Source organism: Inquilinus limosus, from assembly GCF_051487185.1.
Lineage (GTDB): Bacteria > Pseudomonadota > Alphaproteobacteria > DSM-16000 > Inquilinaceae > Inquilinus > Inquilinus limosus_F.
Genome location: NZ_JAHVDK010000002.1, coordinates 42,155 through 61,475, shown reverse-complemented (window position 1 = coordinate 61,475; position 19,321 = coordinate 42,155). Strand labels below are relative to the sequence as shown.

Here is a 19,321-nt window from a genome sequence, read left to right as displayed (position 1 = left end):
ATGCAATGGCGAAATGAACCCGCCACAGACGGAAGGGCAGACCCGTGAAGATCCTGCAGATCGATTCCAGCCCGCTTGGCGACGCCTCGGTGTCGCGCCAGCTCACCCGCGCCACCGTAGATGCGTGGCGGGCGCAGTATCCGCAGGCCGAGTTGGTGTATCGCGATCTCGCCGCCGACGCGCCGGCGCATCTCTCGGCCGAGCGCCTGGCGGTGATCAAGTTCGGCAAGGACGCCGAGCTGACGCCGGCCCAGGCCGAAGAGCGGGCGCTGATCGACGCGATCGTCGAAGAGTTCCTGTCGGCCGATGTCGTCGTGATCGGCGCGCCGATGTACAACTTCACCGTCCCGACCCAGCTCAAGGCCTGGCTCGACCGGCTGCTGCAGGCCGGCCGCACCTTCCGCTACGGCGAGACAGGCCCGATCGGCCTGGCCGGCGGCCGCAAGGTGATCATCGCCTCATCGCGTGGCGGCATCTACACCGCGGGGCTGGAAGCGATGGACCACCAGGAGGCCTATCTGCGCACCGTGCTTGGCTTCATCGGCGTCACCGACATCGACTTCGTTCGGGCCGAGGGCGTGGGCTACGGGCCGGAGCACCGCGACCGTGCCCTGGCCGAGGCGCATCAGCAGGCCAAGGCCTCGCCGGGCATGGCCGAGGCCGCCTAACCGTCCTCACCTGCCTGAAACGCAACGAGGCGGGCCTAGGGCCCGCCTCGCCGCTTTTGGTCCGGTCGGACCGAAGGGTCAGCGCATCACCGGCATGGTGAATTCGGCCCCGCCCTTGATGCCGGTCGGCCAGCGTTCGGTCACCGTCTTCAGCTTGGTGTAGAAGCGCACCCCATCCGGCCCGTACATGCCGAGATCGCCGAACGCCGAGCGCTTCCAGCCGCCGAAGCTGTGGAACGCCATCGGCACCGGGATCGGCACGTTGACGCCGACCATGCCGACATTGCAGTTGCTGACGAAGGTGCGCGCCGCGTCCCCGTCGCGGGTAAAGACCGCGGTGCCGTTGCCGTATTCGTGCCGGTTCACGAGATCCAGCGCGGTTTTGAAGTCCGGCGTCCGCACCACCGACAGCACCGGGCCGAAGATCTCCTCCTTGTAGATCCGCATCTCCGGCTGCACCTGGTCGAACAGGCAGCCGCCGAGGAAATAGCCGTTCTCGTATCCCTGCAGCTTCAGGCCGCGGCCGTCCACCACCAGCCTCGCCCCCTCCTGGAGGCCGAGATCGACATAGGAGCGGACCTTGTCGTAGTGCTGCCGGGTGACCAGCGGCCCCATCTCGGCCTCGGGGTCGGTGCCGGGGCCGATCTTCAGCGCCCGCACCTTCGGCTCCAGCTTCTCGATCAGCTTGTCGCCGACATCGCCGACCGCGACCGCGACCGAGATCGCCATGCAGCGCTCGCCGGCCGAGCCGTAGCCCGCGCCCATCAGCGCATCGACCGCCTTGTCGAGATCGGCGTCCGGCATCACCACCATGTGGTTCTTGGCGCCGCACAGCGCCTGCACCCGCTTCCCGTGCGCCGCCGCGGTGGCATAGATGTACTCGCCGATCGCGGTCGAGCCGACGAAGCTGACCGCCGCGACGCCGGGATGGGTCAAGAGCGTGTCGACCGCGACCTTGTCGCCATGCACCACGTTCAGCACGCCCGGAGGGGCGCCGGCCTCGATCAGCTTCGCCGCCAGCCAGTTGGCGGCCGACGGGTCCTTCTCCGACGGCTTCAGCACGAAGGTGTTGCCGCAGGCGATGGCCATCGAGAACATCCACATCGGCACCATCACCGGGAAGTTGAACGGCGTGATGCCGGCGCAGACGCCGACCGGCTGGCGGATCGAGAAGCTGTCGATCTCGCGCCCGACATTCTCGCTGAACTCGCCCTTCAAGAGATGCGGGATGCCGCAGGCGAACTCTACCACCTCGAGTCCGCGCTGAATCGACCCCTTGGCGTCGGACAGGACCTTGCCGTGCTCGGAGGTGACGATCCGCGCCAGCTCCTCGATGTTCTCCTCGATCAGCTGCTTGAAGCGGAACATCACGCGGGCGCGCACCACCGTCGGCGTCGCCGCCCAGGCGGGCAACGCCTTCTGGGCGGCGACGATGGCGGCGCCGACCTCCTCGGCCGAGGCGAAGTCGACGCGGCCCGAGACCTCGCCGGTCGCCGGGTTGAACACGTCGCCGGCGCGGCCGCTGCGGCCGGGCACGGCCTTGCCGTCGATGAAGTGATGGATCGAACCCAAGGCTGCGTTCCTCCAGAACAGAATTCTTTCTCACCGACAGCCGGAAAACCGTCCGAATCGCCGCGCCCGCTGCGACGGGCTTGGCGGCCGGGGCGCCGCTGTCGTAACTACCCGCCATGCTACGGCGGCCAGGACCGCCGGCAAAGCGTCAGGATGGGGTTGCATGGGTCTCGGTCTTTACGATCCGGAGCGCCGCTACCGGCGGCGCGTCTGGGGCGCGATCATCCGCGTCTTCTTCTCGATCACGGTGCTGGTGGTGGTGGCGGCCTTCGCCTATCAGATCGGGGTCGAGCGGAACCGGGGGCAGATCACGACCCTGCAGTCCCAGGTCGCCGGGCTGACCCAGGACAAGAGCCGGCTGGAGCAGGAGCGGGTGCAACTGCAGGCGGCAGCGCAGACGGCGCAGATCCAGTATCGCGAGCTGATGGCGCGATTCGAGCGTGAGGTGCCGACCGGGATCTATCGCGAGCTGGCCGACAAGGTGGCGCAGCGGCTGCAGAGCGGGCTCGACCCGCAGCGCCTGGCCTTCTACATCGACCAGGCCTCGGCGCCGCGCGACTGCAAGCCGGGCGAGAGCAAGCGCTTCATCCTGCCAACCCAGAACGCTGTGGGCGCCAACAGCTCGGTCGCCTTCGCCAACAACACCATCGCGGTGACCGGCCGCGGCGAGAGCGCGGTGGATGAGAACGGCAAGGCGCAGGCCTGGTTCGACCCGGGCAAGTCCGTGACCGTGAATCTCCGCGGCATCGACGGCAAGCAGGCCACCGCCACCGGCATCCTGCCGATGTTCCAGACCATCGTGATGGGCGACAAGGAGTACCGCTTCAGCCTGGTCGAGGGCGAGCGCAGCTTCGTCCGCGTCACCAGCGAGATCTGTGCCTTCCCGTGATGCACCTCGACGGCCTCCTGCCGCGCCTGCCCGCGGGGCGCGAATGGGTTCCGGTCCGCCATGGCGAATCCGGCGACCGCGTCTACCGGCGCAGCGACGGCGCCGCCTATGCCAAGATCTCCACCGGGCACGGCGCCGCTCTCCTGGACGGGGAGCGACGCCGCATCGACTGGCTCGCCCGGTTCGGCCTCGGATCGCCGAAAGTGCTCGACTGGGTCGCGTCGGACGGCGCCGCCTGCCTGGTCATGAGCGCCGTCCCCGGCGTGCCGGCGAGCGAGCTGACGGCGCCGGAGCTGGTTCAGGCCTGGCCATCGATCGCCGAGCGGATCAAGGCCCTGCACGCCCTGCCTGCCGCGGACTGCCCCTTCGACCGAGGCCTGGCGGCGATGGTCGCCCGCGCCGAGGACGTGGTCGCGCGCGACGCGGTCAATCCCGACTTCCTGGCCGAGGAGGACCGGGAGGTCCCACCCCCTGCCCTGCTCGACCGCGTGCGAGCGGAGCTGCCGCAGCGGTTGGCGCAGGAGCAGGGCGACCGCGTCGTCTGCCACGGCGACGCCTGCATGCCGAACCTGATGATCGACCCGGAGACGCTGCGCTGCGTCGGCCTGATCGACCTCGGCCGGCTCGGCGCCGCCGACCGCTATGTCGACCTCGCCCTCCTCCTCGCCAACGCCCGCGAGACCTGGACCGGGCCGGAGCAGGCGCAGGCGGCCCATGACCGCCTGTTCGAGATCCTCGCTCTCCCGCCGGACGAGGGCCGGCTCGCCTTCTATCTCCGCCTCGATCCGCTGACCTGGGGGTGATGCCCTGATCGGTCTGAAGAGGTGGATTGGCCTGCTAAGTATGGCCGAGAGCGGTTGCTCGGGGCGTGCCCATGGCTCCGAGAGCCCTCTCGCGTACGGAGAAAGCCGAGCCCTTCGTCCACATCATTCGGAAGTGGTATGGCTATCTAGCTCCTATGGATACTGTATTTTGACTAAATTTTTTGCTTCCATATTGACGAACGTACAATAGAGCCCAAGATGACAACCCGCCTTCACCTGACAGTCGATATTTCTTCTAGTTCTGTATTCGAATTTCTGACGGGAGAGGAAAAAGAGTATCACAGCTCCGCGAGGATCAATAAAAAATCTGTGAAAATTGATGCGATTTATTGCTCTGAACAGATATCTCTTTGCTATGGAAGGAAAGAATATTACTGCAGTATCGAAAATGACTCAACCGCCCGCCCCTTCAATATTATTATCCCCATTGAGCAACCGCTCCTCCTCACGATCGTTCATTCACTCCTGGTCAGGAGTGACACAACGCAAGCCCAGCGGGACCGGCTCCTGGCGGTCTTTAGGGGATACGACCCCGCCGCCCATCCCGATCCGGAAAGATACATCCGCCAACGAGTAGACGGGGAACTCCCGAAAGACCTGTTCCGCGTCGCAGTGTCGTTCTCGCTGTTGCGGACCGGGGCCAAAAAGGAACACATCGACGAACGGGAAGCGATGCTCAACCGCTACCGTCAGGGTCATCCGTCCTCGGGAGAAACCGTTGCGTATATGAAGTTGGACGCGACCGAGCTTGTCCAAGACGTTCCAATGCCGACTCGAGATGGCGCAGTGGACCAGGCGTCCGCTATGGATCGGAAGCTCCGGCTGCCGGTCGGGGTCTGAGCTGGGTCGCGAATCCCGAAGCTTCCTACGGCTCCGCCGGGTTCCTGCCGACCACCTTCTCCAGTTCGCGGTCGACCTGGACGAACGGCTTGTCCGGCGCCACGACCCGCCGGCCTGGGGGTGGGGACCATGCGCCGTCTTGGCTCGTCTCGTAAGCCACGGCCCAAAGATACTCGCCTTGGGAAGGGCACACCTCGACAAGCCGCCCTCATTTCGTGCTCCCGGAAAAAGAGCGTAGGCTTCGCAGTTTCCCGACGAACCACTGCCCGCACGGACCAAGACTGCGCTCCTCGCTCCAGATCACGAACACCGGCTGATGGTCTTCAACCGGCAATCCTTCGAGCGCCAGCACAACGAGATCGCCGGACTCGATTTCGGGAGCCACGAGGTGCTCCGGCATAAAGCCCCACCCGATGCCGGCGCGCAGCAGCATATGCTTGGTTTCGATGTCCCCGACCGTCCAGAGCCGGGTGCCGAGCACGAAGTAGTCGCCGGCCGTCGCCTGCGATCGGTCCGCCACCACGATCTGCACATGCTCGCCGCGCGCGAATTCAAGCGACTGCCCCGCAAGCGCGGCGAGCGCATGATCGCGCCGGGCCACTGGCACCAGGCGGATGTGCGGAAGGGTCGCGCTCATGATGCCCGGACCAGCGGACGGCAGGCTGGCGAGAATGCCCACATGGCATGTCTCAACGACCCGCTTCGTCACTCCCGACAGGATCTCGGTATGGATGTTCACCGCCGTGCCGGGAAAGGCGGCCTGGAATTCCAACAAGATCGGTCCCAACTGGGCCCGGTCATACAGAGCGTCGACGACCAGGTTGAGCTGAGCTTCCGTGCCGTGCGAAATGGCACGCGCCTTGTGTTTCAGGGAATCCGTCTGTCCGACAATGCGGGCGATCTCGCGGAGCAGCAGATTCGCCTCCGCCGTCGGCTGCGCCCGCGAGCCTGAGCGGTCGAAGAGCTTCACGCCGAGCTGCGCCTCGAGTTCGGCAACGGCGTAGCTGACGGCCGACTGCGTGCGGTTGAACCGCCGCGCGGCCGCCGAGAACCCGCCTTCTTCCGCGATCGCCAGAGCCGCACGCATCTGGTCGAGAGACAATCCTTCGACATTCATCCCATCATCCCATCGAAATATTCGATCGCTTCTAGAAATTCTTCGGCGGTTCGCAGTAGTCGCAACGGACACTACTCCTCTCACCGAACCCGGCCTTCGGCTGAGCCGCACTTCCAGCAACCCGAGTTGAAAAATGGTACCAGCTTCCCTGCATCTCCGCGCTGCGGTCGGCTACGCGGCGATCGGCATGACGATGGGCATGGCGATGGCGGCGCGCCAGGATTTTTCACTGATGCCTGCGCACGCCCATCTCAACCTTCTGGGTTGGGTTTCGGCCTCGCTCTACGGCCTCTTCCTGAGGCTGCATCCCGAGGCCGGATCACACCGGGTTCAATGGATCCATTTCGTGCTGGCCCATTTCGGCGTCGTCAGCATGACGGCAGGCCTCGTCTTCATTGCGTTCGGCCGCCACGCCGTCGGAGAGACGCTCGCCATCATCGGCGGCACGCTGTCCATTGCCGGAATTCTGCTGTTCGCGACCCTCGTATTCCGGGCGAAGACCGTCATTGCATCTGCGAAAGGTAAGTACGGTCCCATTCGGCGTCTGCCCGGCGACCATGCGGTGCCAAGCATTCCCGACGGAAACCCACTTTGAGCATCCAAGTATCACCAGGAGAGAGAGAAGGAAGCATGAGCAAGAAGCAAGAGGGCGAGCTCGGCAACGTCCGCCGCTCAGCTCGTGGGGAGCAAGGGACGATCGAGGTTCTCGGCATTCTGCTCGAGGCGAAGATCAGTGAAGCTGAAACCGGCGGGCACTACAGCCTGTTCGAGGCGGTTGTGCCGCCGGGCGCTGGGGTGCCGCTGCATCAGCACGCGCAGCAGGAAGCCTTCTATGTGCTTGAGGGCCAGGCGCAGTTCTGCCGCATAGGCGCGAGCGGCGGAGAATGGATTGACGTCGGGCCGGGCGATACCGTCACTATTCCGGGCGGGGTCATGCACGGCTTCCGCAATCCCGGTTCCGCGCCGGTTCGCGTGTTGATCACCTGTGCCCAGGGCCTAGAAGCCTTCTTCCGCGAGGCAGGCGTGCCGGTCACGGCCGCATCGCCTGTGCCATCCGGCCCGCCGTCGCCGGCAGCCATCGAGCGGGTCATCGGCATCGCGATCATGCACGGCCAGACCTTCGCCCCGCCGGAAGCAATGCCGTCGGCGGCCTGAGGCCTCTCGGATCGCGGGCCTCTCCTACGGCTCTGCCGGGTTCCTGCCGACCACCTTCTCCAGCTCGCGGTCGACCTGCACCTTGACGTCCTGCTCGACCCGGACGTTGAGGTTGATCTCGATCGGCTTGTCCGGCGGCTCGACCCGGATCACCGGCGAGCAGGCGCCGAGCAGGGCTGTGAGGCAGAGGCCGGCGCAAGCGGCGCGGGATCGGTCGGTCATCTGGGCTCGGTCTCTTCTCGTCAGCACGGCGGCTCGGTGCGGCGCCCCAGCCGTTCGACGTAATAGTCCCGGATCCGGTCGCCGATCCGCGCCAGCGCCAAACTGCGCCGGGCGATGGGGTACAGCGCGCCCGACAGGTTGACGTTGAGCGCGATCGGGAAGCCGCCATAGAGGTCGGGGTTCGAGCCGCGCACCGCCAGCCGCACATTCGCCTCGCCATCGCTGCGGCCGTCCAGCGTGGCCCGCAGCGACTGGTACTGGAAGTTGCGCAGCGCCGTCATCAGCGTGTCCATGCCCGGTTCGGCGGCGGCCGCCGCCTTGATCTCCTCCGGCGCCGTCGCGCCGCCGTAGCGGATCTCGCCCGGGCCGCGCGTCGCCAGCAACCCGTTCTCGACCACGATCGTGTCGCGGTCGAGGCGGAACGGGATGGTGCCGTCGACCGTGCCGGTGGCGCGGAGGTCGCCGATCCTGGCCGCGGCCACGGCGCGGGCCAGGTCGAGTCCCTCGATATGCAGAACCGAGGGCCGCCCGCGGCGCCCGCCGGAGCCGCCCTCGACCCTGACCTTCGCCCCGGTCCAGTCGAGCGTCAGCCGCCGCAGGTCGACGCCGCCCAACCGGCTCCAGCCGAAGCGGGCATCGACATCGGTCAGCGGCGGCATCGCATCGTCGATGAGGAAGCGGCCGATCCTGACCCGCTGCCCCGCCGGCAGCCGCAGCGGCGAGAACCGGTCGAGCCGGAGATCGGCGGTCGCCGCCTCGGCCCGGCCCCAGGGCGTGCGAAAGGCGGCGTTGCGCAGCCTGAGGCCGATCGCCGTCTCCTCGGCGCTGCCCCAGGCGATCTGCCCGCCACCCTCCAGCCGGCCGTCGACGCAGGCCAGCGGTGTGCCGGCCAGGGCCGGGACCACGTCCTTCGGCTGCAGCCCGCGCCGGCGGAATCGCACCGGATCGAGCACGAGGTCGAGGCCGCCGTCGCCGGTCGTCAGGTCGTGTTTTCCGGTGCCGGTGGCGCGAGCCCGGCCCTGCGGATCGGTCAGCTCGGCTTCCAGCGACAGTATATCGGTGGTGGCGTCGAGCCGGCTGCGCATCTCCGCCTTCAGCGGCACCACCGGGTCGCCCACGATCGCCAGCCGCCCAGCGGTGAGGCTGGCGTCGAACGGAATCCTCGCGCCCGGGACGACCGCGACATCGGCGTCGACATCCTCGACCGACAGCCCGGCATCGGGCAGCGCCAGCTTCCCGTCGGCCGCGGTCAGGCGGTAGGTGCCCTCGGGCTGCGCGGGGGCGATGGCCAGCACCGGCGTGGTCGCGGTCAGCCGGTTGGCGTCGGCGCCGATCGACAGGTCCAGCGCCAGCGCCGGCACCGCCGCGCGCACCAGCGGCGGCCGGTCGGACTCGAGGTCAGTCTCCAGCAGCGGCCGGCCCTCGGCGTCCGGGCACAGCTGCGCCGCCGCCGGTACGGCCAGGCGCAGCCGCGGCGTGAAGTCCTGCGCCGGCACGTCCAGCAAGAGGCATTCGCCGTTCACCGGCCGCACCGTCAGCTGCGAACCGATGGTATCCACCCGGACCGTGCCGCGCGCCATGGCGTTGCCGCCCTCCTTGCCCGGCAGGCCGATGGCCGAGCTGCCCGACAGCGTCGCGGTCCAGCCGGTGTCGGTGGTCTCGCCCGACACCGTCATCGGGCCGGGGTCGATGGTCAGGCCGATCGCCTCGAAGGGATCGAGGTCCAACACCGCCTCCGGCACCCGCACCTTGGCCTGGCCGGCATCGTTCAGCCCGAGCTCGGCGTCGACCGAGCCGGCGACGTCGAAGCCGGCGACATTGCCCTTGGTCGCGCCCGTCAGCCGCGTCCACCAGGTGTCGCCCTCGCGGCTGAGCTCGAGGCGCTGCGGCCCGCCCTCGCCCGGCAGCCAGTCGAGATCGACCGACAGCTTGCCCGAGGCGAAGTGGCCCGCCACTTTCCAGGGCCGGCTGCCGGCCAGGGTCAGGGTGCCGCCGGACAGGTCGATGGTGGCGCTGAGTTGCCCGGTCTGCAGCGCCACGCCGGTGCCGGCCTGGACGCCGTCGGTCGAGACCCGGATGAAGCCGTCGGCCAGGAGGGCCGGCAGATCGGCGAGGCTGGGCAGGCCGGGGGTCCGCACCGTCAGCCAGGCGTTGATGTTGGCCCGGCCGGTCAGGCCGCCCTCGAAGCCCAGGGCCGGCGCCACCGCCGCCAGGTTGTTGGCCGCGACCTGCAGAGCCAGATCGGTGCCCTCGCCCTGCGTCGAGCCCTGGACCTGCAGGCCGAGGCTGCCATCCCCCGCGCCGATCTTGGCGCCGACGATCAGCTGCTGCAGCCGCTGCAGCGTGCCGTTGCCCTGCACGCCGAAATCGCGGAACCGGGCGGCGCCGCGCTCGACCTCCGACACCGTTAGCGCGCCCTCGATTGTGCCGCTGGTGTCGCGCTCGCCGCCATAGGCGATCCAGCCGCTGACCCCGGCGAGCGACAGTTGATCCGAGCGGAAGGTCGCCTGTTCCAGCTGCACGCCGCCCCAGACCTGGCCTTGGGGGGTGTTGGTCAGGTCGAACTTGGCCTGGGCGACACCGCCGGCGCCGGCCGGGCGCAGCCGCCCGCTCCACACCAGCCGGCCGATCTCGTTCACCGCGCCCTCGGCCTCGACCGGCGTGCGGATCCGGCCCCAGGGGGTGTCGATCACGATCGTGCTGTCGCGCACCGAGATGGTCTGGAACGGGATCTGGGTCAGCCCCCCTCCCCCGCCCTCGCCGGAGCTTCGGGTCAGCACCTCCATCCGCGGCAGGTCCAGCGTGCCCGAGCGGTCGATGCCGAGCCGGATCGAGACGCCGGAGAGCGCGATCGAGGACAGCCGGCCTTCGCGGATCAGGGTCCAGGGGTTGAAGCCGAGCGAGATGCGGTCGATCTGGATCCGCCCGTCCGCCACCGCGACGCCGCCGATCTCGGCCGAGCCGAGGTCGACGCTGGACACGGTCAGCCGCTCGACCGGCACGCCCTCGGCCCTGAGGCGGGCGACCGCCTCCGCCTCGACCCAGCCGGGCAGCAGCCACCGCGCGGCGACGACGAGCCCGACCAGGGCCGTCAGCAGCGTGAGCAGGGCCGAGAGGCCGGCCGTCCAGCGGCGGGGAAGGAATCGCGCCATCCCGCCACTCTAGCCGAGACGGCGCGCCGGGACATCGCACCGCTCGCGCCGCACCGCCCGCCCGGAAGGGCTCAATAGGACGGCGACGGCTCCGCCTGCGGCGAAGCACGGCAGGCCGCGCGCGACAGCAGCGGCGCCGCCGCGAGCGCCATGGCGAGAAAGGCGGCGCCCCCCGCGCCGAAGGCCCAGGCATAGCCGTCGACGGCATCCGCCCGGGTCGCGGCGATGGACATCAGCGCGGCGAGCCCGACCGTCGGCCCCAGCTCCATCGCCGTGTTCATCACTCCGCCGGCCAGGCCGGCCTGCCGCTGCGGAACGTTCATCGTCGACAGCACGGCGGAGCCGGAGAACATCAGCGACAGGCCAGTCGCGAGCAGGACCATGCCGGGCAGCAGGCCCGCGGCGTAGTCGGTCCCGCGGTCGATGCCGGCGAGCAGGCCCAGCCCGGCGGCGGCGGCGAGCAGCCCCGCAACGGTCACCCGCGCCGGGCCGAAGCGGCCGACCAGGGCGGGGGCGAGATGGTTCGCCGCCATCAGGGCGACGGCGAAGGGCAGAAAGGCCAGCGCCGTGGCGAGGGGGCTCCACTCCCGCGCCTGCTGCAGATACAGCGACAGCACGAACTCGATCAGGGCGGAGCCGGCCGCCGCGAGCAGCATCCCAAGGAGGCCGGCGATCCGGCAGGGATTCGGCAGGAAGTCCGGCGGCAGCAGCGGATCCCGGACGATCCGCTCGACGCCCAGGAACGCGGCCAGCAGGGCGACACCGGCGACAAGCGGCCCCCACACGGCGGCCGAACTCCAGGGCTGCTCGCCGCTCGCGATCAGGCCGAAGCTCGCCAGCACGATGCCGGCGGTGGCCAGCAGCGCCCCGGCCGGGTCGAGCCCCGGCCGGCCGCCGGTGGTCCGGTCGGCCGGCAGCAGGCCGCGCGTCGACGCCAGGCCGGCCAGCGCGACCAGGACCGGAACGGCGAACATCCAGCGCCAGGACAGCCAGGTGGTCAGGATTCCCGAGACGACGAAGCCCAGGATCGCGCCGAGCACGGAGACGCCGCCCCAGGCGGCCATCGCCCTTCCATAGGCCGCGGGCTCGGGGAACAGCGTGCGCAGCACCGCCATGGCGGCGGGTGCCGTCAGCGCGCCGCCGACGCCCTGGGCGAAGCGCGCCCCGACCAGCACCGCGAAGCCGGGCGCCGCGGCGGCGGCCAGGGAGGCGCCGCCGAACAGGATCAGCCCCAGAGCGAACATGCGCCGCCCGCGATAGCGGTCCGCCAGCCGTCCGCCGAACAGCAGCAGACCGCTGAACGGCAGGCCGTAGGCCACCTGCAGCAGCAGCAGATCCGCCGGGGTCAGGGCGAACTCCGCGGCGATCCTGGGCAGCGGCACCATGATCAGGGCGATGGTGAAGATCAGCGTCCCCTGCACCACCGCGAGGACGGTGAAGCCAAGCCTCGTCCTCGGCGAGGCAGCGTCTTCGGACAATCGGTGTGCGGTCATTCCGTGTCTCCAGAGAGTGGGGCCCGGCCCGCGGGCCGGCATCTGTCGACACATCATTCAATAAAACAATTGAATGATAAAGAGAGAAGCGGCCACCGGATGCTGTCAGCCCGGTGAGCCCATGATCGGCCCCGTCCTCATCCGCTCCCTAGAACCGTCATTGCGAGGAGGCGAAGCCGACGAAGCAATCCACGCCTCCGCTCTTGCTGCCCCATGGACTGCTTCGCTGCGCTCGCAATGACGACCAGGGTTCACACCGCCTCTTCCTCCCCCAGCGCCGAAATGGTCCGTTCCGTCTCGGCGCTGCGGGCGCGGGCGACCTCGGCGATGGTGCGGCGCAGGTCGGGATGGGCGCCGGCGAGCGCCTGCAGGTCGCGCGCGGTCAGCGCCAGCAACTTGCAGAAGGCGATGGCGGTGACGGTGGCGGTGCGGCGGCCGCTGATCAAGAGCGCCATCTCGCCGAAGAAGTCGCCGCGGCCGAGCCGGAACTTGCGCCCGCCGCGGCCGATCTCGACCGCGCCGGAGGAGATGAAATACATGGTGTCGCCGCGGTCGCCGGCCTGGACGATGGTCTCGCCCGGCACCGCGAAGATCGGCTTCAAGAGCTTGCAGATCTGCTCGATCCGCTCCTCCGACAGGCCCTGGAAGAACGGCAGGCGCCGCACCAGCTCGGCGGTGCCGAGGCCGAGGTCCAGCGCCGGCCGCCGCTGCAGCGTCTCGTACAGCCGGCCGACGTCGCGCTGCAGGTCCTCGTAGATCTCGCCGGTGATGAACTGCTGGTTGCGCAGCTCGTCATACTCCGCCGATTCCAGCCGCAGCGCCGCCCAGCGCAGGAAGCGCTCGGACATCCGCCGCTCGTAGTCCGGATATTGCAGCCTCAGCGCCTCGATCGCGGCGACGATGGCGTCGAGCCGCGTGGTCAGCACGGCATCGAGCGACTGCCACACCTCGGCGCCGAGCAGCCGGCGCAACTCGGCCTCGGCGTGGCGCTTCAGCGTCTCGATCATCATCCGCGCCACCTTCAGCATCTCGAGGCGGTCGGCGATGCGGCTGGACAGCGGCCCCTCCCAGCCGGTGGTGCGCTGCAGCAGGATGGCCAGGCGGAAGCCGGGGCCGAAGCCGATGTTGCGGGATGCCGCGGCGAGATAGCCGGCGCGGCCGCCGGTCATCGCCGCGTCGTGCAGCCGGCCGACCTGGGCCAGGAGGTCGGCGGTGGTGCGGCGCGACATCAGCTTCTGGTCGAAATGCTCGACCACCAGGTCGCGTTCGCGATTGGCCAGCGCCATCAGCCCCATGCGCTCGCGTTCCTTCGGGTCGAGCATGAAGGGCCGGCTGGCCAGGCCGCTGAGGCGGCTGCGATAGGCCTCGGCCGCCTCCTTCGCCACCTCCGGCGCCAGGTGCTGCTCCGCGCCGATCTCCTCGATCCGCTCGGCGATGCCCTCGCGCGCCTGGTGCAGGGCGCGGTCGCGCAGCGCCAGCTCGGTGGCGGACAGCGCGTTGAGGCCGAGCGCGCGCATGACGAGGCGCAGCGTGGTGGCGTTGACCAAGAGGGTCCACAGCACGAAGCCGGTGGCCAGCACCACCACGAAATGCGTCGCCTCGGTGCCCAGCAGCGGGTTCTCGCTGACCGCCAGCGCCAGCGCCAGGGTGACGGCGCCGCGCAGGCCCCCCCACAGGATCACCAGGCGGTAGGGCGTGCTGACCGGCTGCGCCACCTTGAGCGCGGTCAGCAGCGGCAGCAGCCCCCACAGCACGATCGCCCGGGCGACGAAGGCGGCGGCGACCAGCACCAGCAGCAGGAGACCGTCCTCGACCGTGGCGTCGCGCAGGAACTCCGGCACCAGCATTGCGGCGAAGATGAAGATCAGGGTCGAGGCGCAGAAGCCCAGCAGCGCCCACACCTTCTCCAGCCCCTCCCAGCCCTCGGCCGAGATCCGCACCCGGCCGGTGGAGCCGACCACCAGCGCCACCGTCACCACCGCGACCACGCCGGAGACGTGCAGGTAGCGCTCGGCCACGACATAGGCGATGTAGGGCAGCGCCAGGGTGAAGGCGACCTCGGCCACCGGGTAGCGGTTCAGGGGCCGCATCACCATGAAGGCCAGGCGGCCGGCGATGAAGCCGAACAGCCCGCCGCCGATGAAGAAGCGCAGGAACAGCAGCGGCGCGCCGCCGGCATCGGCCTCGCCATGGCCGCCGGCACCGGCGGTCAGCAGCCCGACCAGCACGATGTAGAGGGTGATGGCCGCAGCGTCGTTCAGCAGGCTTTCGCCCTCGACCAGGATGGTCAGGCGCCGCGGCGCGCCGGCGTCGCGGAAGATGCCGATCACCGCCGCCGGGTCGGTGGTGGCGACGATGGCGCCCAGCAGCAGGCACAGCACGAGGCCGTGGCTCGAGGTGCCCCACAGCGCCACGCCGACCACCAGGCTGCACACCAGCACGGCGACGACGGCGAGGGTCAGGATCGGCGCCAGGTCGTCCATCATCCGCCGGACATCCATATGCAGCCCGGCCTCGAACAGCAGGATCGGCAGGAAGATGTGCAGGATGGCCTCGGACCGGATCTCGCCGCCGGTCACCGCATGGGCGAATTCGGACAGCGGCCCGCCGCTGCCGATCGCGCCGGTGACGGTGGCGACGCTGCCGAGGGCGATGCCCAGCCCGGCGATCAGGACGGAATGCGGCAGCGACAGCCGGGTCGCCAGCGGCTGCAGCAGCGCGACCAGGACGAGAAGGACGGCGATGGCCAGCACGGCCAGGGCGATATCGGGCATGGGACCCCATCGGCAGAACCGGGCGTCCCCCCGCCCGGCCCCGCGATACTACACGAGCGGAGCGGCCTGTCGCGGGTGATGGCGATCACTGAGCGGCGTTTTGACGGCCATCCCCCTCACCCTCCCGTTGCTGACGCAACGGGCGCCTCCCTCTCCCCGAGGAGAGGGAAAGGACGGCGATGCTCAAACACCTCTCCTTGGGGAGAGGTCGAAATCGCGGCACGCGATTTCGGGTGAGGGGGTGGCCCCGGCCTCGACGCCGTGCCCCGCCCTATTCCTTCACCATCTTCACCTCGAACCGCTCCGGCGGATGGGCGATGGCGTCCTGGGCGGCGACGATCTGGATCTCGCGCTGGCCCGACCGGTGCGTCGCCTCCATCACCGCATAGACGGTGCCGGCGGTGCGGCCCAGCGCCGCGGCGGGGTCGCCGCTGCGCAGGTAATGCGCCAGGAACAGCGCCGCGGTGATGTCGCCCGACCCGTTGACGGTGATCGGCAGCCGCGGCGTCGCCACGATCCAGGCCCCCTCCGGCGCCACCGCCAGCATCTCGATCACCTCCGCCGGCGCGTCGCTCCGCGTCAGGCTGGTGACCAGCACGATCTTCGGCCCGGTGGCCTGCACGATGCGGGCGGCCTCCAGCGCGTCGGCCAGAGTCCTGACCTCCCGCCCCTGCCCGCTGAAGCCGGACAGGTACTCCAGCTCGAACTGGTTCGGGGTGATGATGTCGGCCTGCGGCACCGCGCGGTCGCGCATGAACTCCGGCAGGCCGGGGCGGACGAAGAAGCCGCGGCCGACATCGCCCAGCACCGGGTCGCAGCAATAGATCGCCTTCGGGTTGGCGGCCTTCACCTTGGCCACGGCGTCGAGCACGACATGGCCGAGCGAGACGTCGCCCATATAGCCCGACAGCACGGCGTCGCAGCCCGGCAGCACGCCGCGCTCCTCCACGCCGCGCAGCACCTCGGCGATCTGGTCGGCCGGCAGCACCGGGCCGCGGAAGCTGCCGTAGCCGGTGTGGTTGGAGAAATGCACGGTCAGCACCGGCCAGACATCGATGCCCAGGCGCTGCAGCGGGAACACCGCGGCCGAGTTGCCGACATGGCCGTAGGCGACGGAGGACTGGATCGACAGGATGGCGGTCACGGGGCGGCGTCTTTCCGGTTGGTGTGGTCGTTGGTGGTCGGATGGGCGGAGGCGGCGCGGCCTCCCGTGTCATACAGGCTGCTTTGCGGCACCGTCACCCCCTCACCCTCCCGCCGCCTGCGGCGTCGGGCCCCTCCCTCTCTCCGAGGAGAGGGAAAGGAGGGCTCCGGCCCTTTACACCTCTCCTCGGGGAGAGGTCGAAATCGCGCAGCGATTTCGGGTGAGGGGGCGGCGCAGGCCTCTCCACTTGCTCACGCCGCCGCCAGGCTCAGATCCGGGTCGCTGCGCAGCAGCTCGACAAGCGCGCGCAGTCCGCGCTCCAGCTCCTCGGCGTCGGAGGCGGCGGTCAGGGTGATGCGCATGGCGTGCGGCGTCTCCGCCCTTCCGGGCACGAACAGCTCGGTCGAGGTCATGGCGAGGCCCCGCTGCCGCGCCGCCGCGACCACATCCTGCGCCCGCCACGGCTCCGGCAGCTCCAGCCAGATGTGGAAGCAGCCGGGCTTGGTGTGCCAGGTCAGCCCGTCCAGCGCCCGCACCGCCACGGCCTGGCGGGCCTTGGTCTCGCGCCGGATGCGGTCGGCCAGCACGTCGCAGGTGCCGTCCTCGATCCAGTCCGCCGCGATCTGCCCCATCACCGGCGGCGCCATCCAGTTGGTGGCGCGGGCGGCGGAGCTGAAGCGCCCGATGCGGTCGGACGGCATGGCGGCGAAGCCGATGCGCAGCGACGGCGCCATGCTCTTCGACACCGCGGTGATGTAGATGCTGCGCTCCGGCGCGAAGCTGGCCAGCGCCGGCGGCGGGTCCTCGGCGACATAGCCGTAGATGTCGTCCTCGACGATGGTGATGCCGAGGTCGCGGCACAGCTCGGCGATCACGCGGCGGCGCCCCTCCGACATCGTCTTGGTGGTCGGGTTGTGCAGCGTCGGCGTGGTGTAGAGGAGCCGCGCGCCCGAGGCCCGGGCCGCGGCCTCCAGCGCCTCCGGCGTCATCCCCTCCTCGTCCATGGCGACGGGGCGCAGCGACAGGCGCAGCAGGCTGGCCAGCGCCCGCACGCCGGACCAGGTCAGCTCCTCCACCAGGATCGGGTCGCCGGGGTCGCTGAACGCCATCAGCGCGGCGGTGATGCCGTGCTCGGCGCCGCTGGTGACCAGCACGCGCTCGGGCCCGACCTCGATGCCGCGGCGGCGGATCCACTGGGCGCCGGCGGCGCGGTGCTCCCACCGCCCGGTATGGGCCTGGTAGTTGATCAACTCCGGCAGGGCGTTGGAGCCGGCGATGCGGCGCATGGCCTCGGCGAATTCCGGGGCGATGACATGGGTGGGCGGCCGGTTGACGCCGAGCTCGATGGTCTGCGGCCCGCCGACGGCGGGCATGTCGAGCGTGGCCTGGGACCGGGCGCCGGCCTTGACGAAGCTGCCGCGCCCGACCTCGCCGGCGACGAGGCCGCGGCGCTCCGCCTCGGCATAGGCGCGGCTGACGGTGCCGACGGTGACGCCGAGCCGCCAGGCGAGGTCGCGATGGGTGGGCAGCCGCTCGCCGACCTTGAGGCGCCCAGCATAGACGTCCTCGGCGATGGCGTCGGCGATGCGGAGATATTTCGGCCCCGAGCGGTCGACCAGCGACGGCATCCACATGGCGGCCTCCTTGGCGCGATTGTCTCGATCCACATCACAGCACGATCGGGACAATCAGGCCAGAAGAGGCTGGCTACGACGAGGACATGACAGGATTGTCGAGAGGCGTGACCGTCAGGCCCCGCCCGACGACGGGTCGCGCGGGGGCACGACATTCCCGCGTTCGAGGGCGGCGACCGCCTCTTCCGTGACGCCCTCGCCCGTCAGTCCCAGGCGTTCCGCCTCGGCGCCGGCTTCCTTGACGGCATGCTCGGCAACCTGGTCGGCCTTGTCCAGCTGCCGCAGGGTGAAATCCTCAGCCTCCTGCTTCAGCTTGTCTTTGCTGCTGCCGACCGTGCGGTTCTCGATCTCCGTTCCAGGCAGCATGGCGCCGAGTGCGGCCCCGATCGCAATGCCGAGTCCGGCCAGGACCAGCGGCTCGTCGCGGCACAGCTGCCGGAAGCTCTGGGTGACCGACGCCATCCGGTGTCCGACGGCAGCGGCGGAACCGCCGACGGCCGAGGCGCCGCGGCTGGCCCGGCTTGCGATGCCTTCGTAAGCCGACGACACGCCGCTGCCGATCGTGGAGCCCGCGGCCTCAACCGCCGTCCCGACGCGCTGGCCGAGGTCGCTGGCCTTGTCGCCGAGGCGCGACGCCATCTCCGTGACTCCGGCGCCGCCCCCGGCCGTTTCCTCCTCGGTGTCCGTGCGCGCCCCCACAACGGCGCCCGACTCTGACGGCTCCCTGGCCTCGGCGCGGCCGGTCCCGGCGAGCATCAGCCAGGCAAGCCCGGTCCCGACAAGGGCCAAGGGCAACGGGTTGTCCACGGCCTGGCGCTTGAGGTTTCCGACGAAGGCGGCACCCGTCGAATCCCGCGTATAACCCATCACCTCGTCGAGGACATGGCCCGGCGTCATCCGCGTGCGAAGCTCCGCCAGCGAGTCGCTCAGCGCGGCCCGGTATTGCTCGCTTTCGCGCTCAAGCTGCTCTGTGTGCGTCATGGCTCGTCTCCTGCCTCACCACGGCCGCGTCACGCTGCAGCTGGTGAATTGTCCTGTCGGGAACCAAGCTCGCGGCTCTCAGCCGGCCCATGCCGACCAAAAGCAGGATCAGCCCGATGATCAGCGCAGCGCCGCCGACGATGAGCGCCGCCGCCCACGCCGTCAGCCCGGAGTTCACCAGGGCGACGACGGCGGCTTCGAGCAGCACCACCAAGCCGGGAATGATCAGGACCGCACCGATGGCCGTCAGGGCGATGCCGGCCCCGACGCGGCCGATATTTTCCGAGATTTCCGCGCGGGCGAGGCGGCTTTCTGCGCGAACCAGGTTGCTGAGTTGGATGACGACGTCGGTGATGACCTCGGAGACCGGACGATGGAACCGTGCGACCGCCATGGCTTCTCTCCTTAGGGGATGGGCTTCGCCGAGCTCTTCAGGAAGCGTGACAAGGCCAGGCCGGCGAGCAGCGCCGCCCCGAAAAAGAGGGCTGGCCTGCTGCGGGCGAACCGGTCCGCGCCCTCGAACAGTTCGTCGACGCTTCGCTGCCGCAATGCGGAGGCCGTGCTCGACATGCGTTCGGCGCCGTCCCGAATCACATCCGCCACCGCGGGGCTCTGGCCTTCCAGATCGTCGGCGGCCGAGCGCATTGCCCGGCTTGTCGCATCGATGATATCGGCCCCGGCCTGCTTCTGGCGTCCGGCGACGTCCCGGACGGTTCGCTTGATCGCATCACCGGTCTTGCGAAGGCTGCCGGCGGGCGCGGCCGTGGTCGGGGAGGCAGCTGGCTCTCCCGCCTCGAATGGGGTCTTCGTGGAATCGCCGGCGTCTTCGGACTGCGGGTCCATGGCTGTGCCTCCC

General features: G+C 69.8%; 17 protein-coding genes. 6 read left to right on the top strand and 11 right to left on the bottom strand.

Features of this window, described 5'->3' with window-relative positions; genetic code table 11:
* Positions 1-44 precede the first annotated feature (44 nt).
* Complete coding sequence (locus KXR53_RS02130; protein ID WP_437372938.1) at positions 45-668, top strand: FMN-dependent NADH-azoreductase; 624 nt, start codon at positions 45-47, stop codon at positions 666-668.
* A gap of 78 nt (positions 669-746) precedes the next feature.
* On the opposite strand, the gene KXR53_RS02125 is transcribed toward KXR53_RS02130, so the two are convergent.
* Positions 747-2,240: a CoA-acylating methylmalonate-semialdehyde dehydrogenase gene (locus KXR53_RS02125; protein ID WP_437372936.1), complete on the bottom strand. Its 1,494-nt coding sequence runs from the start codon at positions 2,238-2,240 to the stop codon at positions 747-749.
* Between the two features lie 163 nt (positions 2,241-2,403).
* Here KXR53_RS02125 and KXR53_RS02120 point away from each other — a divergent pair, with 163 nt between their 5' ends.
* The 3 genes from KXR53_RS02120 (at position 2,404) to KXR53_RS02110 (ending at position 4,793) form a co-directional block, all read left to right on the top strand.
* A complete protein-coding gene (locus KXR53_RS02120) occupies positions 2,404-3,129 on the top strand; it encodes a hypothetical protein (protein ID WP_437372934.1) in 726 nt (241 codons plus the stop codon).
* The gene (locus KXR53_RS02115; protein ID WP_437373460.1) at positions 3,129-3,932 is read left to right on the top strand and encodes an APH(3'') family aminoglycoside O-phosphotransferase; all 804 of its coding nucleotides are present in this window, start codon (positions 3,129-3,131) and stop codon (positions 3,930-3,932) included. The genes KXR53_RS02120 and KXR53_RS02115 overlap by 1 nt, the downstream gene beginning before the upstream one ends.
* Positions 3,933-4,151: 219 nt before the next feature.
* The gene (locus KXR53_RS02110; RefSeq protein ID WP_437372932.1) at positions 4,152-4,793 is read left to right on the top strand and encodes a hypothetical protein; all 642 of its coding nucleotides are present in this window, start codon (positions 4,152-4,154) and stop codon (positions 4,791-4,793) included.
* Between the two features lie 208 nt (positions 4,794-5,001).
* Here the strand turns inward: KXR53_RS02110 and KXR53_RS02105 are convergent, their stop codons facing one another.
* Complete coding sequence (locus KXR53_RS02105; protein WP_437372930.1) at positions 5,002-5,910, bottom strand: LysR family transcriptional regulator; 909 nt, start codon at positions 5,908-5,910, stop codon at positions 5,002-5,004.
* Positions 5,911-6,043: 133 nt separating this feature from the next.
* Between KXR53_RS02105 and KXR53_RS02100 the strand changes: the two genes are divergently transcribed.
* Both KXR53_RS02100 and KXR53_RS02095 read left to right on the top strand, forming a co-directional pair.
* Positions 6,044-6,505, top strand: a complete 462-nt coding sequence (locus KXR53_RS02100) for a cytochrome-c oxidase (RefSeq protein ID WP_437372928.1) — start codon at positions 6,044-6,046, stop codon at positions 6,503-6,505.
* Between the two features lie 35 nt (positions 6,506-6,540).
* Positions 6,541-7,065, top strand: a complete 525-nt coding sequence (locus tag KXR53_RS02095; protein WP_437372926.1) for a cupin domain-containing protein — start codon at positions 6,541-6,543, stop codon at positions 7,063-7,065.
* Positions 7,066-7,089: 24 nt separating this feature from the next.
* Here KXR53_RS02095 and KXR53_RS02090 read toward each other — a convergent pair whose 3' ends face one another.
* The 9 genes from KXR53_RS02090 to KXR53_RS02050 form a co-directional block, all read right to left on the bottom strand.
* Complete coding sequence (locus KXR53_RS02090) at positions 7,090-7,287, bottom strand: YnbE family lipoprotein (RefSeq protein WP_437372924.1); 198 nt, start codon at positions 7,285-7,287, stop codon at positions 7,090-7,092.
* A 20-nt stretch (positions 7,288-7,307) separates the two neighbouring features.
* A complete protein-coding gene (locus tag KXR53_RS02085; RefSeq protein WP_437372923.1) occupies positions 7,308-10,439 on the bottom strand; it encodes an intermembrane phospholipid transport protein YdbH family protein in 3,132 nt (1,043 codons plus the stop codon).
* A 71-nt stretch (positions 10,440-10,510) separates the two neighbouring features.
* On the bottom strand, positions 10,511-11,932 hold the full coding sequence (locus KXR53_RS02080; protein ID WP_437372921.1) for an MFS transporter: 1,422 nt from the start codon (positions 11,930-11,932) through the stop codon (positions 10,511-10,513).
* 251 nt (positions 11,933-12,183) lie between these two features.
* The gene (locus KXR53_RS02075; RefSeq protein WP_437372919.1) at positions 12,184-14,706 is read right to left on the bottom strand and encodes a cation:proton antiporter; all 2,523 of its coding nucleotides are present in this window, start codon (positions 14,704-14,706) and stop codon (positions 12,184-12,186) included.
* A 271-nt stretch (positions 14,707-14,977) separates the two neighbouring features.
* Positions 14,978-15,850 (bottom strand): pyridoxal kinase PdxY, encoded by an 873-nt coding sequence (gene pdxY / locus KXR53_RS02070; protein ID WP_437372917.1) that lies wholly within the window; start codon positions 15,848-15,850, stop codon positions 14,978-14,980.
* A gap of 251 nt (positions 15,851-16,101) precedes the next feature.
* Entirely contained in the window at positions 16,102-17,484 is a 1,383-nt protein-coding gene (locus KXR53_RS02065) for a PLP-dependent aminotransferase family protein (protein WP_437372915.1), read from the bottom strand.
* A 114-nt stretch (positions 17,485-17,598) separates the two neighbouring features.
* Positions 17,599-18,465, bottom strand: a complete 867-nt coding sequence (locus tag KXR53_RS02060) for a hypothetical protein (RefSeq protein ID WP_437372913.1) — start codon at positions 18,463-18,465, stop codon at positions 17,599-17,601.
* Positions 18,443-18,859: a phage holin family protein gene (locus KXR53_RS02055; RefSeq protein ID WP_437372911.1), complete on the bottom strand. Its 417-nt coding sequence runs from the start codon at positions 18,857-18,859 to the stop codon at positions 18,443-18,445. The genes KXR53_RS02060 and KXR53_RS02055 overlap by 23 nt, the downstream gene beginning before the upstream one ends.
* Before the next feature lie 11 nt (positions 18,860-18,870).
* Complete coding sequence (locus tag KXR53_RS02050) at positions 18,871-19,308, bottom strand: hypothetical protein (protein WP_437372909.1); 438 nt, start codon at positions 19,306-19,308, stop codon at positions 18,871-18,873.
* Positions 19,309-19,321 lie beyond the last annotated feature (13 nt).

Coding starts and splice junctions, on each gene's coding strand:
- KXR53_RS02055 (WP_437372911.1), bottom strand. CDS start 18,859: ATGGCGGTCGCACGGTTCCATCGTCCGGTCTCCGAGGTCATCACCGAC.
- KXR53_RS02120 (WP_437372934.1), top strand. CDS start 2,404: ATGGGTCTCGGTCTTTACGATCCGGAGCGCCGCTACCGGCGGCGCGTC.
- KXR53_RS02080 (WP_437372921.1), bottom strand. CDS start 11,932: ATGACCGCACACCGATTGTCCGAAGACGCTGCCTCGCCGAGGACGAGG.
- KXR53_RS02115 (WP_437373460.1), top strand. CDS start 3,129: ATGCACCTCGACGGCCTCCTGCCGCGCCTGCCCGCGGGGCGCGAATGG.
- KXR53_RS02105 (WP_437372930.1), bottom strand. CDS start 5,910: ATGAATGTCGAAGGATTGTCTCTCGACCAGATGCGTGCGGCTCTGGCG.
- KXR53_RS02065 (WP_437372915.1), bottom strand. CDS start 17,484: ATGTGGATGCCGTCGCTGGTCGACCGCTCGGGGCCGAAATATCTCCGC.
- KXR53_RS02085 (WP_437372923.1), bottom strand. CDS start 10,439: ATGGCGCGATTCCTTCCCCGCCGCTGGACGGCCGGCCTCTCGGCCCTG.
- KXR53_RS02095 (WP_437372926.1), top strand. CDS start 6,541: ATGAGCAAGAAGCAAGAGGGCGAGCTCGGCAACGTCCGCCGCTCAGCT.
- KXR53_RS02050 (WP_437372909.1), bottom strand. CDS start 19,308: ATGGACCCGCAGTCCGAAGACGCCGGCGATTCCACGAAGACCCCATTC.
- KXR53_RS02060 (WP_437372913.1), bottom strand. CDS start 18,465: ATGACGCACACAGAGCAGCTTGAGCGCGAAAGCGAGCAATACCGGGCC.
- KXR53_RS02110 (WP_437372932.1), top strand. CDS start 4,152: ATGACAACCCGCCTTCACCTGACAGTCGATATTTCTTCTAGTTCTGTA.
- KXR53_RS02100 (WP_437372928.1), top strand. CDS start 6,044: ATGGTACCAGCTTCCCTGCATCTCCGCGCTGCGGTCGGCTACGCGGCG.
- KXR53_RS02090 (WP_437372924.1), bottom strand. CDS start 7,287: ATGACCGACCGATCCCGCGCCGCTTGCGCCGGCCTCTGCCTCACAGCC.
- KXR53_RS02075 (WP_437372919.1), bottom strand. CDS start 14,706: ATGCCCGATATCGCCCTGGCCGTGCTGGCCATCGCCGTCCTTCTCGTC.